General features: G+C 50.1%; 13 protein-coding genes. 3 read left to right on the top strand and 10 right to left on the bottom strand.

What is annotated here, in order from left to right; translation table 11 throughout:
- Positions 1-16 precede the first annotated feature (16 nt).
- Positions 17-1,156: a dTDP-glucose 4,6-dehydratase gene (rfbB, locus tag B5F91_RS12105; protein ID WP_087429333.1), complete on the top strand. Its 1,140-nt coding sequence runs from the start codon at positions 17-19 to the stop codon at positions 1,154-1,156.
- A 54-nt stretch (positions 1,157-1,210) separates the two neighbouring features.
- Here rfbB and B5F91_RS12100 read toward each other — a convergent pair whose 3' ends face one another.
- From B5F91_RS12100 to potA, 8 genes are all read right to left on the bottom strand, one after another.
- Positions 1,211-3,124, bottom strand: a complete 1,914-nt coding sequence (locus B5F91_RS12100) for a biosynthetic peptidoglycan transglycosylase (RefSeq protein ID WP_087429358.1) — start codon at positions 3,122-3,124, stop codon at positions 1,211-1,213.
- Positions 3,125-3,187: 63 nt separating this feature from the next.
- Positions 3,188-4,036: a hypothetical protein gene (locus B5F91_RS12095; protein ID WP_087429357.1), complete on the bottom strand. Its 849-nt coding sequence runs from the start codon at positions 4,034-4,036 to the stop codon at positions 3,188-3,190.
- 121 nt (positions 4,037-4,157) lie between these two features.
- Positions 4,158-4,919 carry a DUF6261 family protein gene (locus tag B5F91_RS12090; RefSeq protein ID WP_087429332.1) on the bottom strand — a complete coding sequence of 254 codons (762 nt, stop codon included), beginning with the start codon at positions 4,917-4,919 and terminating at the stop codon, positions 4,158-4,160.
- A 520-nt stretch (positions 4,920-5,439) separates the two neighbouring features.
- Positions 5,440-5,919 carry a hypothetical protein gene (locus B5F91_RS12080; protein ID WP_087429330.1) on the bottom strand — a complete coding sequence of 160 codons (480 nt, stop codon included), beginning with the start codon at positions 5,917-5,919 and terminating at the stop codon, positions 5,440-5,442.
- A 288-nt stretch (positions 5,920-6,207) separates the two neighbouring features.
- Positions 6,208-7,524, bottom strand: a complete 1,317-nt coding sequence (locus B5F91_RS12075; protein ID WP_087429329.1) for an ABC transporter substrate-binding protein — start codon at positions 7,522-7,524, stop codon at positions 6,208-6,210.
- Between the two features lie 130 nt (positions 7,525-7,654).
- On the bottom strand, positions 7,655-8,449 hold the full coding sequence (locus B5F91_RS12070) for an ABC transporter permease (protein ID WP_087429328.1): 795 nt from the start codon (positions 8,447-8,449) through the stop codon (positions 7,655-7,657).
- The gene (locus tag B5F91_RS12065) at positions 8,443-9,246 is read right to left on the bottom strand and encodes an ABC transporter permease (RefSeq protein ID WP_087429327.1); all 804 of its coding nucleotides are present in this window, start codon (positions 9,244-9,246) and stop codon (positions 8,443-8,445) included. Before B5F91_RS12065 ends, B5F91_RS12070 begins: the two co-directional genes overlap by 7 nt.
- Before the next feature lie 11 nt (positions 9,247-9,257).
- A complete protein-coding gene (potA, locus tag B5F91_RS12060; RefSeq protein WP_087429356.1) occupies positions 9,258-10,646 on the bottom strand; it encodes a polyamine ABC transporter ATP-binding protein in 1,389 nt (462 codons plus the stop codon).
- Positions 10,647-10,970: 324 nt separating this feature from the next.
- On the opposite strand from potA, the gene B5F91_RS12055 reads away from it, so the two are divergent.
- Positions 10,971-11,900 (top strand): hypothetical protein, encoded by a 930-nt coding sequence (locus B5F91_RS12055; RefSeq protein ID WP_087429326.1) that lies wholly within the window; start codon positions 10,971-10,973, stop codon positions 11,898-11,900.
- A 172-nt stretch (positions 11,901-12,072) separates the two neighbouring features.
- Here B5F91_RS12055 and B5F91_RS12050 read toward each other — a convergent pair whose 3' ends face one another.
- On the bottom strand, positions 12,073-13,719 hold the full coding sequence (locus B5F91_RS12050; RefSeq protein WP_087429325.1) for a C69 family dipeptidase: 1,647 nt from the start codon (positions 13,717-13,719) through the stop codon (positions 12,073-12,075).
- Positions 13,720-13,842: 123 nt separating this feature from the next.
- Complete coding sequence (locus B5F91_RS12045) at positions 13,843-15,513, bottom strand: M23 family metallopeptidase (protein WP_087429324.1); 1,671 nt, start codon at positions 15,511-15,513, stop codon at positions 13,843-13,845.
- A 611-nt stretch (positions 15,514-16,124) separates the two neighbouring features.
- Here B5F91_RS12045 and B5F91_RS12040 point away from each other — a divergent pair.
- Positions 16,125-17,201, top strand: a complete 1,077-nt coding sequence (locus tag B5F91_RS12040; protein ID WP_087429323.1) for a YeiH family protein — start codon at positions 16,125-16,127, stop codon at positions 17,199-17,201.
- The last annotated feature ends 157 nt before the right edge of the window (positions 17,202-17,358 follow it).

Raw genomic sequence — 17,358 nt, 5'->3', positions numbered from 1 at the left:
AAAATAAAGTGACATTATGAAAACTTATTTAGTTACAGGAGCTGCCGGATTTATCGGTGCCAATTATATTAAATACATACTTGCTAAACACGAAGACATACGGATTGTCGTACTGGATGCCTTGACATACGCGGGCAATCTTGCCACCATTGCCAAAGACATCGATGACGAACGTTGCTTCTTCACCAAGGGGAATATATGCGACCGCAATCTTGCCGACCAGCTATTTTCCGAATACAAATTCGACTGCATCATCAATTTTGCCGCCGAAAGCCATGTAGACCGAAGCATCGAAGACCCGCAACTGTTCTTACAAACCAATATCTTGGGGACACAAAACCTGCTGGACGCTGCCCGCCGTGCATGGGTAACGGGCAAGGATGAACAAGGATACCCGACTTGGAGACGCGATGTACGCTTCCATCAGGTATCAACTGATGAAGTATACGGTTCGTTAGGCGAAGAAGGGTATTTTACCGAAGAAACCCCGCTCTGCCCGCATAGCCCGTACAGTTCATCAAAAGCAAGTGCCGATTTCATTGTACTTGCCTACCGCGACACCTATAAAATGCCGGTAACCATTACCCGATGCTCGAACAACTACGGCCCATACCAATTCCCCGAAAAGCTGATTCCGTTAGTAATCAAGAACATCCTCGAAGGCAAACGCCTTCCGGTGTATGGAAAAGGCACAAACGTGCGCGATTGGCTTTACGTGGAAGACCATTGCAAAGCTATTGATTTGGTAGTACGTAATGGAAAGAATGGCGAAGTCTACAACGTAGGCGGACACAACGAAAAGCAGAACATCGAGATAGTCCGGCTGATTATCGACACGATACGTCAGATAATGGAAACAGAACCCGAATACCGGAAGATGTTGAAAAAGAAAGAACTGGACGAGAGCGGACAGATACGCATCGACTGGATAAACGAGTCGCTCATCACATTTGTCAAAGACCGCCTCGGACACGACCAACGCTATGCTATCGACCCGTCGAAGATTTCACGCGACTTAGGCTGGCTTCCCGAAACCAAGTTTGAAGACGGCATCGTGAAAACCGTACGCTGGTATCTCGATAACCAAGACTGGGTGAAAAACGTGACAAGCGGAGAATACCAGAACTATTACGAAAACATGTACAAGAATAAATGAAAAATTGAAAATTGAGAATTGAGAATTACATGCCGCATGGATATTTTTCAATTCTCAATTTTCAATTTTTAAAAGCCTCCTTGCCTCTCCCTTCACCTGCACATCGGGACGGAATGTTTCCGCCTCTTCTTCCGTCATCAAGCCTTTTGCGGCAAGCCGGCGGGCTATAACGCGATAATACTCCAACTGGTTCTCGCGCAACGTGGCATCGGGATTGAATACCGAACGGAAATGCTTGGGCTTAGGAATAATCGATGCCAAGAAAATAGCTTCGCTCACGCTCAGGTCCGCCGGTTCTTTCTCGAAATAGAAACGGCTCGCTTCCGCCGCACCATAGACCATCGGTCCCCATTCGATGATATTCAGATAAACCTCATACATGCGCTCTTTCGAAGTGAGGCGTTGCGACTCGATGAGCCATACGATGAGTGCCTCTTCCAGCTTGCGGGCGATATTCTTGTGCCGGTTCAAAAACACGTTCTTTACCAATTGCATCGTGATAGAGCTTCCCCCTCGCGCAAAGCGTCCCTTTTGTAAATCGTATGCCAAAGCCTCCCCGATAGCACCCGGATAGAACCCGTCGTGATAGAAGAAACTCCCGTCTTCCGATTGCAGGATTGCCATTTGAAGCAAAGGCGAAATGCGCGAAAGCGGACGGAAACCGGGATTGGAAGGTCCGATAGAGAAAGTGCGCACGGGCTGGTCGTGCTCGTATGCCGTATATTCGAATTCCCCGCTCATCCGGGCAAGGTCGGTTGTTCCCATGCGGGTGATACGGAAACCGTGCCCGCGTAAATCCGATGAAAACTCCAGGCTATCCAACCGGTTGAAATCAATATCCGCCCGAAGGTCATAACTCAACTCTCCGCTCACTTGAATCCCTTGCAGATGCCGGAACAAACCAGCGGGAAGCGAGGCGAACAGGTCTTGCGCCGGAAAAGGCGGACGATGTATGGAAGCCGTGAAATGCCAACGCCCCTCCTTCTCCGCCCGCACGAAAGGATGAAACGAAAGGCGGTTGAAACACACCGTACTGGCACTATCCAACTCAATGAAACGTTCTCCCGCACGAAGCGCATAGTCGATTTTCCCTCGGTTCAAGTCAATCGTATCGGGCGATAAAGCCGCATGATGCACCTCCAGCCCGCTCACTTCGGCATGCCCTTTCAAAAGCTGGCATCCACCTTCGGGCTTCATTTGCGCCAAGCTGAAAGCAACGGAATCGAACGCCACCGCCGCCCCATAATGCGGACGGACGTAAGGCATCACCACACACTTGCCTCGCTCGGCGGAAGCCAAACTCCCTTTCACCGACCGCATCCCGCAATCCAATGCGCCTTCCACGTGCCATTTGCCCCGCATATCCCCCTCCGTCACTTCAATGTCGGAAACATACACCCGGTTATCCAACACAAACTCCGGCATATAGAAACGGGTGCGGAGCGAATCGCGCTCGCCTACCAACACCGTACGGCGCATCACGGCATCTTCGGGAAGCAAGCGGAACAACAAGCCCAACGCACGGTCTATCCGGTCGGCATAACCGAGCGAAGCCCCGGCATCCGAAGCGGCACGTTTCTTTTCGGAAGAACGGAACAAGAAATCATAATTCGACACCGTCCCCTGTTTCATAAACGTACATTCCAGCCCCTCCGTATCGACTTCCCGTATCGAAATATCGCCCCGCAACAAAGAAAAGAAATCAATCTTCACCTCCGCCGAAGCCAGCCGGAGCAAGGTGTCCCGACGGGCAGGAACCACACTCAGCCCCTCCACCCTTACGGCAGAAAGCGAAGGCATCCGCAAAGAAGCATAAGTTATCCCGATATCGTAACGGGCAGACCAAGCCGCTATCCGCTTATCGGCGACATGACGCAACAAGACGCCGCGCGACAAAAAAAGCCCTGCCCCCGAAAGTATCGCGAGCAAGGCTATCCAAATCCCAAGTCGTTTCAGTTTACGGTTCATAATTTTGCTTATTGTATAATAGCACACAGCCATAAAAACATCCACGCCAAAGATACATCATCTTCAGGTTCTACGCAAATGTCCGCCTTCTCTTTCTTTCGAAACATTCCGGTTCGGACGCGGACGGGCTTGCGGCTTCCTGTCGGGACGAGAAGGCTTCACCGCCGGCTTCTTGTCAGGCCTGTTCGGACGCGAAGGACGCATCGCCGGCTTCTTATCGGGACGTGAAGGCTTTACCGCCGGACGCTTGCCGGGCTTATGAGCAGGTCCCGCTTCGGGACGCAAAGGACGTGCAGGCGTAAAATGATAACCCGGACCCTTTTGAGGCGGACGCCCCGGCGCGAAATCATGCTTCCGGAAATCGGGACGGCTATGGAAATTCCCCGCATAAACCGGATGACGGTATACCTTCGGATGACGCGCCCGGTAGAAGCTCCGCCCCCCTAAATGACGCCGGCTATGCCCTCCGCAATACGTAAGGTAATGCGCCGGACGCCCGAAATAGAAGAACGTCCGGTTGGGATAGACCTGATAAATACGCAGGCTGCACACGCGGTTCAAGATATAAACCGGACGGAAAAAATACTCCAACGCCATGAAGCGCACATACTCGGCACTGGAAAGCACCCAGCGCAAATCGTCGTTCCGCTCGTCCAGATAGCGGTAATAAGCATCCAGCGCATACGCCTCCTGCCGTGCCATAGCCGACACATACGGGTCGATGCCGCTGAAAAAATCATAGTTCACCTCATACAAATCATTGTATTGGGTCTGTGTCAAGTTCAGTTCGAACGCCATGCGGTCGGTCAGGAAACGGGCATTCACCCGGATGTCGCCCAAACCGGAAGCCACAGCTGGAGCCGCCAGACAAAGGGCAAGCATCATTCCCATGAAAAATCTTTTCGCTTTCATAATCATAACGGTTTAAGTTTCTTGACACAAAAATAGGAGGATAAAAATCCTCCTGCAACAGAATCTCCCCAAACGTCGGTAGGGACTTCCCTATTCGTGATAGGAGTTTCACTTTTTGGTTTCACTCCGCCGGCTCTTCCTCCTCCGATGCCGAAGAAGCGGTGCTGATAGTCTTGCGGAAACGGACCACGATAGCATTCACATCGTCTATCACTTTTTCCAAAGCAGTGGACTTTTCGGCGTCTTTCGTCACCAGTTCGTTGGCTGCATAGAGGGCGTTTATCGCCTTTGCCAATTCATTGAACGCATCGTCGGTCACGGGGCGGAGGGTCTTCATCGTGGCACCCAGCTTGCGGTCGCGCTCCTCGGCGCTGCGCTTCAGATAAACGGCATTAAAAGCATCGTTCGCCTCGGCAATGACCGTAGGAGCGTCCGACAAGCCGATTTCAGCCAAGGCTGCAGCGTAAGGTTCCTGCTTCAGCTTCGCCGAAAGGTCGGAAAGGATAGCAGTCTCGCTGGCATAATCACTCTTGGCGACATCGCCCGCTTCCTGTATGGCGAAAAGCAGCGTCCGCCCCGCATTCTTTTTCACCTCGTCAGGACAATAGTTGGCATACGCCTCGATGAGATGTTTGTAAAAATAAAAAATGTTGTCACGCTTGTTGTCGGAAGCCTCGATTTCTTCGGTGCCCAAATAACCGCGGTCGGGCTGGAAACAATCCTGTTCGTCGCCTGTAGCCGAGGCGAACACGGTGCGCTGCGGGGCGAATCCCTGCGCGGTTGCCGTTTCTTCGGGCACGGCTGCCAATACATCGGTGGCAAACTGCACGTGCTGTGCGTTGCGTGCTCTCGCTTTCGAGAAGTTGTAGAGAATTTCTTTCATGGTTTATCCGTTTTTTAATGGTTATTGAGTAAAAATCGATGTAGGGGCGTATCGCATACGCCCTGAATGCGCCCACTTGTCATTGCGTATGTATTCGGGCGTATGCGATACGCCCCTACGGTTGATTGCTGCAATTTGCCGCTCCTGATGGGAGGAGATTTTCGCAGCCTGCAATTTGCCGCTCCCAGCGGGAGGACGGTTTCGCAGCTTGCAATTTGCTGCTCCCAGCGGGAGGACGGTTTCGCAGCCTGCAATTTGCCGCTCCCGACGGGAGGACGGTTTCGCAGCCTGCAATTTGCCGCTCCCAACGGGAGGACGGTTTCGCAGCTTGCAATTTGCTGCTCCCGATGGGAGGACGTTTTCGCAGCCTGCACTTCCGCAAAGTTAGCATAATCGGCGGATTCGCCAACATTTCGGCAGAGAAAATCGGCTTCAGGAAGCGGATTTTTTGTTTTGCGGTCGGATTTTCGGGCAAAAACAAATCCGCAGGAGCCGGAAACGGAGCTGCTGCGGATTCGGTTTAGAGTTCGAAGATAACATAGCAGGGCTTGTAGTTGATGCCGAAAAGGATTTTATACAATCCCTTTTTTACCGAAGAGGCGGAATAATTGTAGAGCGGGATTTCCGTCGTGTAATCCACTCCGGCGAAAAGCGGGGACTCCCCCATAAGGGTATTGCGGAATGTTTCCAGCAACTCGGGAGCAATCGTCTCCTCGGTGATGTCTTTCCATTGCCCGTCTTCGTAATGGTATAGTGCATATACCTCTCGCCCATGTGCCCATGGATACACAGAACTTCGTGTCCAAGTCACGTTATCAAGCGAATAGTTAAAGATTACTTTCAGTACGACTTCGCATTTTACGTCCATTTCCTTTGGGAAACCATATGCGCCCGGCTGCGGCACTTCGACCGTCTTCTTTTTTTCCGCCTCTTGCGCCTTGCCTCCGCAGCTGAGGAGGCAGAGGCAGAAGAGCAGCCCTAAAAGCTTAAGATTTTTCATCGTGATTCATTTTGATGTTGAACGTCCTCAAAGGTAGCTTTTTTTTGACAGGTCGTTATGCCATCAAGTCTTTTAACACTGCGAACACTTGCTTATCTGCGCTAAGGCAAACCAATGAGACTTCGGATTCTTTTGCGGGGAGGGCATAAAAAAGATTGTAGGGGCAGGGTCTGCCTGCCCGAAAACACCCGTGCGGCTGTATCAACCGATATATCTGTGAGTGCATTCGGGCGGGCAAACCCCGCCCCTACAATAATTATTTCAATCTGTGTAATCTGTGGTGAAAAACTATCTCCGCCTTCTGCGGCGCGAGGTGCGTTTCCGCTTCCAGCGGAGCCAGCGGCGGCGGACTTGCCATGCGCTGAGGAGGGCTATGACTATCAGTATCAGGATGACGATGCCGCTATTCAGGTTGTCGCCCTTGACGCGGCTCCATATTTCGAGCACGTCTACCGTCTTGTCGCCGAAATCGCGTATCATGGAGCAACGCTCTACTACGGAGCGGTCGGGATACTGGGTGGGGCGGAGCTTGACATCCGTTGCTTCGGGGCCGAAGAAATAGCTGGCGTCTACGCCTTCCGGCAAAGTGGAGTCGATGCTTGCCTCCATGATTTCGGGCGAAGCGATGGAACATACATAACCGGTAGCTTCCATGTTGCGCAAGGCAATGTCGGGACGGCACAGGAAATTGATGAAATAGCTTGCCGCCTTCCGGTTCTTGGCATACTTGGGAATGACCCAGCCGTCGTACCAGATGTTGCTTCCCTCGCTCGGCACCCGGTATGCCAATTCCACGCCTACGGTGCGGGCTTCTTCTATCGCCCATTGGGCATCGCCGCTCCACGTCATGTTAATCCACGCCTTGCCTTTCGTCATCATCTCCTTACCGAAATCGGCTTCCCAGCCCGCCACGTTGGGTTTCAGGAGCTTCAGGTATTTCTCCACCGTGTCCATTGCCGCAGGCGAATAGTCGTTCATCAGTCCGGGAACGGTGGCTTTCCCCTCTGCCAACTCCTTGCGGTGGGCATAAAGCAACGCCGTGCCGTAAGCGTCGCGATAGGAATCCTTCATCAGAATCTTTCCGGCATACCGCTTGTCCCAAAGGCATCCCCACGTAGACATTTCCTCGGCACTGACATAAGCCGTGTTGTAAAGCAAGCCCGCCGTGCCCCACATGTAACATACGGCATAACGGCTTACGGGACGCTCCGCCGTACCCAAGCGGTCGAGTTGGGCACGGATGTAAGGCGCCACTCCTTTCATATAGTTGGGCGAACGGGCGAACACCGTGTCGATAGGCAAAAGCAATCCGCGGCGGAACATCCGCTCGATGATGTATTCCGAAGGACAGACTACGTCGAAGTCTTCGTGCCCCTTCTCGATTTTGGTGAGCATGATTTCGTTGATGTCGAACGTCTGATACACGATGCGGATGTCTTCTCCCGTCTGCTCTTTATAGTAGGTGCAGAAGTCATCGAGCACGCCTTCGCCGATGTAGTCCGCCCAGTTATAGACTTTCAGCACATTCTCGCGCGACTCGCTGGCGTTGTAGCACCCAGCCAACGCCATACACGCCATTATCCAAGCGATAAGTATTTTTTTCATTGCCGTATATTAATTTGGGAAACGCAGATTAACGCAGATTCCCGCAGATTATCATTTTAATCTTCTGCTCAATCTGCGTTAATCCGCGGAAATCTGCGTTTTTTTATCATATCAACTATTGTACACATTCTTAATTCTTCACTCTCAATCTCCCTGCCCGACGGTTAATGATAATCAGCAAAACCAGTATCACGACAAAAATCAGAGCGGAAAGCGGACGGAGTTCGGGCGTCAATCCTCCCTTGCGGGCATCGGCATAGATGTAGGTGGAGAGCGTCTCCAATCCCTGATTGCCGATAGTGAACACCGTCACGGCAAAGTCGTCTATCGAAATAGTCAATGCCAAAAGGAAACCGCTCACCATGCCCGGACGTATTTCGGGAAGGATGACCTTGCGCAACGCCTGCATCGGAGTTGCTCCCAAGTCGAGTGCCGCCTCGTAAAGGTTGGGATTCATCTGCTTGAGGCGAGGCAATACGCTCAGCACCACGTAGGGCGTGCAGAACGTGATATGCGCCAATACCACCGTAGTGAATCCTTGCGTAATGCCCAACGAGACGAACAAAAGAAACAAGGAGATACCCGTAATGATGTCACCGTTCAGAATGGGAATGGTATTGATGAAGCCCATTGCCTTGCGGCTCCGCACACGCATGTTAAAGATGCCGATAGCGGCAAGGCTTCCCAAAAGAGTAGAAACCGTAGCGGCTATCAGGGCTATCAAAATGGTATTGACAAATGCGTTCATCAACGAATGGTGCGCACCGGTATGGAACAACGATTCGTACAGTTTCAGCGAAAAACCACTCCAGTTGCCCAAGACTTTCGCCTCGGTGAACGAATAAATCACGATAATCGCTATCGGAGCGTATAAGAGGATGAGAAGCACCCATACATAGACCTGCTCGACAATCCGCCTTACCATGTCACACCTCCTCCTTTCTCCGTCTCGCCCTTATCTTCGGCACTGAAGAGCGAAGTGGCGGCTATGAGGAACAGCATAATGAGGGAAAGTGCCGCCCCGTAATTCCACAAACTGTTGTTGATGTTTTCCTGAATGGTGGTACCGAAGAGCTTGATGTTGTTCATGGTAAGCAATTCGGCGATAGCAAAAGTGGAAATGGTAGGCATGAACACCATCATGACACCGCTCACCACACCGGGCATCGAAAGCGGGAACACCACCTTCCAGAACACTTGGAACGAACTGGCTCCCAAGTCTTGCGCCGCCTCGATATAACTCCGGTCCATTTTCTGAAGCGTATTGTAAATGGGGTAAATCATAAAGGGGATGAAATTGTAAATCATGCCGAATATCAACGCACCCTCGCCCAAAGGCAAGCGGCAAAAATCGAATAAAGCCACCGTGGCAAGCGTACGCACAAGGATGTTGACCCACATGGGGAGAATAAACAACATGATGAGCGTGCGGGCATATCCTAACTTCTTGCAATTGCTCAATATCCAAGCGGCAGGATAGCCCAAAAGAATGCACCCGATGGTGGTAATCATCGCTATCCCAATGGAATAGACAAACGTATTGACCGCTTCGGGATGCTCGAAGAACTTACTGAAGTTCTCCAACGTCAAGTGTCCCGCATCGTCGGTAAAGGCATATACGACAATGAGCACCAAGGGGACAATCACAAACAGAATGGAAAAGAGGAGGTAAGGCAACGCCCAGCTTTTCCGCGAAGATATAAACCGGATAAATTTTGTCATTTGCTTCTTATTTACATACAAACACGAATGGCTTCGGGAGGAATGGTGATTCCCACACGGTCGCCGTCATCCCATACATCGTTGGTATCGACATACACATTCTCGTCCCAGTCGGAAAGTACCGTCAGGTGATAGTGGTTTCCTTTATAGAGAATGAATTTCACTTCGCCCGTAAGCATACCGTCTTCTTCGTTATCCTGAAGAACGACTTTATCGAAATCCACCTCTACCTTGACTTCCTGCCCGCTCTGCAACGAAGCGGGGATAGCCGAAGGAAGGCATTCGAACGTACATCCCAAAAACTCTACATGGGTCTCGTCTGCAATCTTCGCCTCGAAAGTATTGCACAGACGTTCTTTCTTCATGATGTGGATGTCATCGGGCTTGACCAGCAAACCTACTTCCATGCCCGCCTCGAAAGCGTGATAATCTTGCACGATGAACTCGTAATCGTCTACCGCCACCGCCATTTCATAATGTACGCCCTTGAAGATGCACGATTGAACCACGCCCTTCAACTGGGCTTTATCAGACACCGGGAAGATATACAAGTCTTCGGGACGAATCACCACATCGACGGGAGCTTCTTCGCCGAAACCCTCATCCACACATTCGAACTCGTGGCCGCAAAAACGCACCAAGCGGTCGCAGACCATCGTACCGTTCAGGATATTGCTCTCGCCGATAAAGTCTGCCACAAACGAGTTGACCGGTTCATTATAAATATCGGTAGGCGTGCCGATTTGCTGGATGCGCCCCTCGCTCATCACCACAATGGTATCGCTCAAGGTCAATGCCTCTTCCTGATCATGGGTGACATAGACGAAAGTGATGCCCAAACGGCGGTGCATCTCCTTCAGTTCCATTTGCATATCCTTACGCATCTTCAGGTCGAGCGCGGCAAGCGGTTCATCGAGAAGCAACACTTCAGGCTCGTTTACGATAGCACGGGCAATAGCCACCCGTTGCTGCTGGCCTCCCGAAAGCGAATCCACATCACGGTATTCATAATCGGTCATCCCCACCATGCGCAATGCTGCCTTCACTTTCCGTTCCATGTCGGCACGAGGCATTTTCTTCAGTTTCAATCCGAAAGCGATGTTGTCATACACGTTCAGGTGAGGGAACAAGGCATATTTCTGAAACACGGTATTAATCGGACGACAGTAAGGAGGAGTCTGTGTCACCTCGTTTCCACCAATGTAAATCTCGCCTTCCGAAGCCGTCTGGAATCCCGCCAACAGACGGAGCAACGTGGTCTTTCCACATCCCGAAGGCCCCAAAATGGTAAGAAACTCGCCCTTGCGGACATACAAGTTGACGTGGTCGAGCGCGGTCTTCTCGCCGAAATATTTGGATACGTTCTTTATTTCAATAATCGGTCTGCTACTGGTTTGCATAACGGTTTTAATTTTCAGCGTGCAAAGGTAACGAATATCTTCCGTTTCCACATTACAAACCAATGATTTTTCCGCTCCTACAAGAAAGATTTATAAAATACTCCGAACCAAGAATCAGGGAGATTCAAGGAGATTATCCCACTCGAATAACATAAATAATGTTAACGGAAAATTCTCAAAGATTTAAAACATTACCACACAAATCATTACTAATGAAAGCAATAAGACATTATCAGCCTCACGCAATATGCAAAAAAGTGTTTCATTTCCCCATTCCGTAAAATTTGAATTTCGTATTAGCAATTATAAACTAAAAACGGAATCATGAACGGAATCGCATTTATCAAATCAAAGCAACGGAATTGGGCTAAACGGAATGGAATCGCATTGACATCTGAATTTGCAGGAAACGAATACGAAACGGATTATCTTGCCGAATTCAATCTAAATCTTTTCGAACCTTTATCGGAAAAGAATGCCAAACTTTTCGGGAAAATCGATAAAAAAGAAATGAAACAACTCTGTTCGACTTCTGCCGCCTGCCTCAACCTCTTCCAATATTGGCAAGGAAAAGACGTTCACCCTTTATTGAATGCCCTCCGCTTGCCTTCAAGAAACAATTCGGCTAAACAGATAAAGAACTTAGGAAGCAAACTTCCGGAAGCAATCTCCGTAGATACCCCGCTTCTTTATCCGGTCAAATTGAAGCAAAAGTTCGAATTCGATGCACACAAAGCCATTTTTCCTCACCCGGTCACGATAGACGTGCTTATCAATGCCGGATTCGATTTCGCTATCGAAACCCAATTCACCGAGCCCTACAGGGACATCTATAAAGGGCTGGAAAGCAAATACATCGAGCATGAATCTTTTTGGAAAAAACTACCCAACCTGCGCGAACTGGCAAAAGAAATCTCGCCACACAATTACTGGTTCCGCCACTTGGATGTAGCCCGGTTGATAAAAGACATTATCGTATTGAGAAAAGCCTATGAAGAACCGATACGGGTCGTGACCCAAACGATGAAATATACCGTGCAACGCCGCTTTTTTCTTGTCTATCTTTGGTATGACACACTGGGAAGAGACGGAGCCGCACACCGGAACGAAATAGAAGAATTCGCCAAAATCGCCGAGAAAGATTTCATCGACTTCCGCCACATCACTTACCAGGAAGTAATAGCCAAACTCGCCAACGATTTTTACGAAGGAAATGAAAAATATTGTGATTACATGACCGGAAGATACTTATAACGCCAACCGCCATATTGGCATACAACTACTGACAAAAATGCATATAGCTTCATCGCCCATCGAAGCAGGCTGCATCGCCCGATGCATACGGCTTCGAAGGCTGATGAAGCCTGCTTCGTGAAAAGACTTTGTCAACATAAACAGGCACTCCGAATGACAAATCAGTTTCCGATTATTTCAAGTCAATCACCTTATACCGCTCTCCGGTGGATTTCACCAGTTCTTTCAGGAACTCTTGGGGATAGCCGGGACGGTCGAGGGGTGCGGAATTGCCGGTTTCGGGACGCACGAGCTTGCCGTTCTTTACACGCTTCACTACACCATCATTATAACGCACGATGAGGAACTCGCCTAACTTCTTCCATGCGTCTACCGCCGACTGGGCGCTCATACCCGTGTAATTGGTCAGGAAGTCCTTTGCCTTTTGCGGATTGTCGGCATAGAGCTTCATAGCGGTGCTTTCTATTCCGGCTTGCACATCGGCGTACATGTCTTCCAATGAGTTCTGAACGGTGCGCATATCCTCTATCATCAGGCTATAGCGCGGACGAATCATATCCGCCACCCAATTATAAATCCAGAACGCCGAGTTCCATGAGAACGTCACGCAATCGCCCTCTCCTTCGGCATACGAAGCCGGCACCTTATCGGTATTGCAATACACGGGAGTGAAAACCGTCATGTTCGCATCGTCCAAGCCGAACCACAAGACACCGCCAATGGCGTCGGGCATCGTGGAACGCATCTGGGATACAAACGTAAAGGCACTTTGCTGGGTCGAGATAGGACGCTCGTTGAAATATTCTTGCCCGTCCACTTCGAAAGTCAGCGGAGACAAGCGGTAAGGCATCCGGAACGCTCCGGCACCCAAATCGTTCGTAATGTCGAGGGGAGTGCCTTCGTAATGGTCGCGCATGGCGTGCTGGATATCACGGACAGACACCTTGCGGTCGGGCTTCACGTAAAGCGGCATCGGCTCTTTGCTTTGCCCCTGGATATAGGGAAGGTATGCCTGACCAGTGGTTTTGCTGAACATATTATAGAAACTCCACACACGGGCTTCGCACGCACGAAGTCCGCTGAAATCCAGCGGGCAATAGGCATCGGCAAAGCTGAAGTCCTTGTTCATCCCGTCGAAATATCCCTTCTCGCGGGCGAAGGAAATCACATCGGGCGAGTAGAGGCAATTGTCCTTATCGTTCAGGTCGAACTTATGGATACGGCTTTGGTTGGCATGTGCCGCGATGCAATCATCGGGAATGCGCACCGCAACCCATACGGCACCCTTCACACCGGGTCCTTTTCCTATCATCTCCATAATCCAAACCTCGTTCGGGTCGGCGATAGAGAATGATTCTCCGCTGCTGTAATACCCGTACTCCTTTACCAAGTCGGTCATTACCTTAATGGCTTCCTTTGCGGTGCGCGAGCGTTGGAGAGCCACGTAAATCAGGCTTCCATAATCCATGATGCCCGTTGTGTCCACCAGTTCGGGGCGTCCGCCGAAAGTGGTCTCGCCTATCGTCACCTGAAACTCGTTCATGTTCCCGATGACATTATAGGTCTGCTTCGCTTCCTTAATCTGACCTAAGTACTTGCCGGTGTCCCATTCGTAAATGGGGCGCATGGCTCCCGCTTCGTGCGTCATCGCCGGATAATGGCACAAGAATCCGAACATGCCATACGAATCCGCCGAATAAGAGACGATTACCGACCCGTCGGCAGAGGCTTTCTTGCCGACAATCAGGTTGGTGCAAGCCCAACCGTTCATCACACATATCGCCAATAGCATGGCGATTAATCCAATCTTTTTTCTCATTTGTTATAATTATATTATTAATTAAAATCGAACACAGAGGCACGAAGACACAGAGAAAATTAAAAGTTGAGAATTAGAATTAGGATGCCGCACGGACAACTTTTAATTTTTAACTTTTAATTTTTAATTGAATTCATACTCCTCACGCGCCTCGTTCCCGCATCCGTCTCTTACGATTACTTCCAGCCGATGAGGATGAGGGACTCCTTTCTTTATCCGTTGCGGGTCTTGAATAACCAAGATGCCCTTCTTCAATCCGAACAAGACGAACTCTCCATCCACATACACCTTATACGAGGCGATGCCGGTCTGCGTATCGCTTACGCGGAAGCGGATATTCCGGTTGGTCCGCCAAGAGCCTTGCCCCAACGGAGTGATGCGGGGAGCGACGGTATCTATCTGCACCGAGAACGTGCCGAGCGTGCGGACTTTCGCCCTTACCCATCCGTCGGCATATTCGCCTCCTACCGATGCCTTCCACTTGCCCACGCGTTGCTCGATGTAATATTTCGAGGTATCCGCCACGGGCAACCGGCGCACCCCTATCTCTAAGGGGCAAAAGCCGTGCAGAGGCGTAGGTCCTGCATCGAGCACATAATCGAACGATACCCGCCCGCTATCGCTCACCACACGGGTATCTAACTCTGTATCTTCATACACCATTCCTTTCGGCACCACTAAGTTCAAGCCCGGTTCTTGCACCACATTGGTCTGATTCCAACGCAACATCCGCTTCGCCTGAGGTTTGTAAGGAGGAATGTCCTGCCGCTTTCCGGACACCGTGAAGCGGTATGTACGCTTGTTCCCGAAATTATCCTCTAATACATAACGGAAATGATAATCGCGCTCCTCGTCTATCGTAACGATGCCCCTTGCGTCATCCGTTTCCAACAAGCGCAAGCTATTGCCCGGTGCCTTATACGAGCGCATCACCAGCCGGCGGGTCTTCGCGTATTCCCCGTAATCGATAAAGCCGTTTATCATCCGGTTCTCGTTTGCCGAGACCTCATCGGTCAGACTCCGGAAAACCTGAGCCGAATCGACATAAAGCGTCACCGAATGCACGCCATAGAAATTAGAAGTCCCGCTCATATAATCCTTAGCGGCAATGCCCGTATAGATTTCACCCCATGCCGTAAAGCGTTGCTTCAGGTTTCCGGCTCCAACCAACTTGCGCCGCTGGCTTCCTTCTATCACGCCTTTGCCTTTTACGGGATAAATCCCTATCAGGCTCGCTACGGGTGCCTTGTCATCTTTCAGGTATCGCCGAAAGTAAGGCATCGGGTCGACATAATCCCCGTTATCATTCCGGCGCAATTCCAAATGCAGGTGCGGACCCGCCGATGCGCCTTCGTTTCCGCTCAAGGCGATTATTTCACCTTTTTCTACGGGAAGCACTCCCGGCTCGATACGGATATCGCATACGAAGGTCTCGTGTTCGTATTGATGCTTGCGGACATATTCTTGAATCTTCGGAGCGAACGAAACCACATGCCCGTACACCGAAGTAAACCCGTTGGGATGGGTCACGAACAAGGCTTGCCCATATCCTCCGTGCAGCACCATGACGCGCGACACATAGCCTTCCGCCACACTATGAATCGGTTTGCCCGTTACGCCTCCGGTCTTGATGTCCAATCCGTTATGAAAATGATTGGGGCGCAATTCCCCGAAGTTCGCGCTCAACAGAAGCGGGAAATCGAAAGGCGAACGGAAATCGGCTTTCATCTCTCCTTGCGCACGAAGGGAAAGCACCGCCAGCAATGTCAGTGCCATTATGATTTGTCTCTTCATTCTTTAAACTTTTTGAAAACGGGAGCAAATATACAATTTCCTTGCAAAAAACACGTCATAGAATTTGTAAAGTATTTAACTTTTTCGTATATTTGAAAACTTTCGGATAAAGCCGAAGTGTAAACCGGAAACCTTTCCTAATACGAAGATTCTCTTTACATTTTTACTTGTTTTCAATAGGATTACATATAATTATCGCAAATAGAAAAGGAAAGGGAAACGGACTTGAACTGCTCCTCTTCTGAACGGATGATGAATCTGTGAGGTATGACTCTTTATGCATGGATGTTGCAAGCGGAGGCACGCTTCTTCCGCTTGCGGCATGCGTGATTATAGCAATTTTTGATTTGATAGAACACAGAGACACAGAGGCACTGAGTTTTTATTTTAAATTAGAGAGGACAAAGTCCACGGAGAAAAAGACTGGCTCTGTGAGCTTTGTCTTCTCTATATTTGTTTTCTCTGTGTCTCCGTGTCTCTGTGTTCCATAAAAAAAACGTACACCTTTTCGCAAATTCTTCCCACTATTTCCTCCTCTTTTTGCCTTTCCCCGCTAAAGAATACGCAAAAAAGCCCTACCTTTGCAGCCTAATTTAAAAACAATACGTATTATGTTTGAAAAAGGAACCAGAGGAAATACCCTTCACGGTATCTTGCTTATCGCCCTCTTCTCATTCGCGGCTTTCTATATCGCCGAAATCCCCTTTGTACGGAGTCTCTCGTTCAGCCCGCTCATCGTGGGAATCATCTTAGGCATGCTCTATGCCAATAGTTTACGCAACCGCTTGCCCGAAACATGGGTGCCGGGCATCAAGTTCTGCACCAAGCAAATCCTTCGTGCGGGCATCGTGCTTTACGGTTTCCGCCTCACCCTTACGCAAGTGGCGGCGGTAGGGCTTCCAGCTATCATCATCGATACCATTATCGTATGCGGAACCATCGGGCTGGGCGTATGGTTAGGACGTGCCTTGAAAATGGATAAAGACACTTCGCTCATGACCGCTACCGGAAGCGCGATATGCGGTGCCGCGGCGGTATTGGGAGCCGAGCCTGTAGTGAAATGCGAAGGGCATAAGACCGCCATTGCCGTATCTACGGTGGTTATCTTCGGCACAATATCGATGTTCCTCTACCCGATTATGTACCGTGCGGGATTATTGGATTCATTAGGCAATATCGGCACGGCTATCTATACCGGAAGCACGCTTCACGAAGTGGCTCACGTAGCCGGAGCGGGGAATGCCATGGACCCTACCGATGCCTTGGGCATAGCCGGAACGGCTACTATTACGAAAATGATCCGCGTGATGATGCTCGCCCCGGTATTGGTCATTATGAGCTTCGCGCTTGCCAAACGCAAATCAGCGGAAGCCGGAAACGCTTCGGGCAAGAGCAAAATCACCATTCCCTGGTTTGCCTTCGGATTCATCGGCATCATCTGCCTCAACTCGTTCCTCCAATACCTGTTAGGTGTAGAGAGCGTGAAGGAAATCCCGCTCAACGGTGCCATCGAATACATCGATACATTCATGCTGACCATGGCTATGACGGCATTGGGCACCGATACGAACATCGAGAAGTTCAAACAAGCCGGAGCCAAACCGTTCCTCCTTGCCGGACTTTTGTACGTATGGCTGGTAGGCGGAGGATACCTGCTCACGAAATGGCTGGTCCCGGCGTTGATGTGATTTTCACAAAGAAGTATTTAAACGCAGATTAGCGCAGATTTACGCAGATTAAGAAGCTGTTTTGATTTCATTCGATAAATCTGTTAAGCATGATTTGGATGAATGCAATCTGTACCATAGCTTCTGCGGTTTCAGCAAGGAATTCATAATCGATGGT

This window comes from Bacteroides sp. An322, from assembly GCF_002161765.1.
Taxonomy (GTDB): Bacteria; Bacteroidota; Bacteroidia; order Bacteroidales; family Bacteroidaceae; genus Phocaeicola; species Phocaeicola merdavium.
This window is presented reverse-complemented; position numbering and strand designations above follow the sequence as displayed.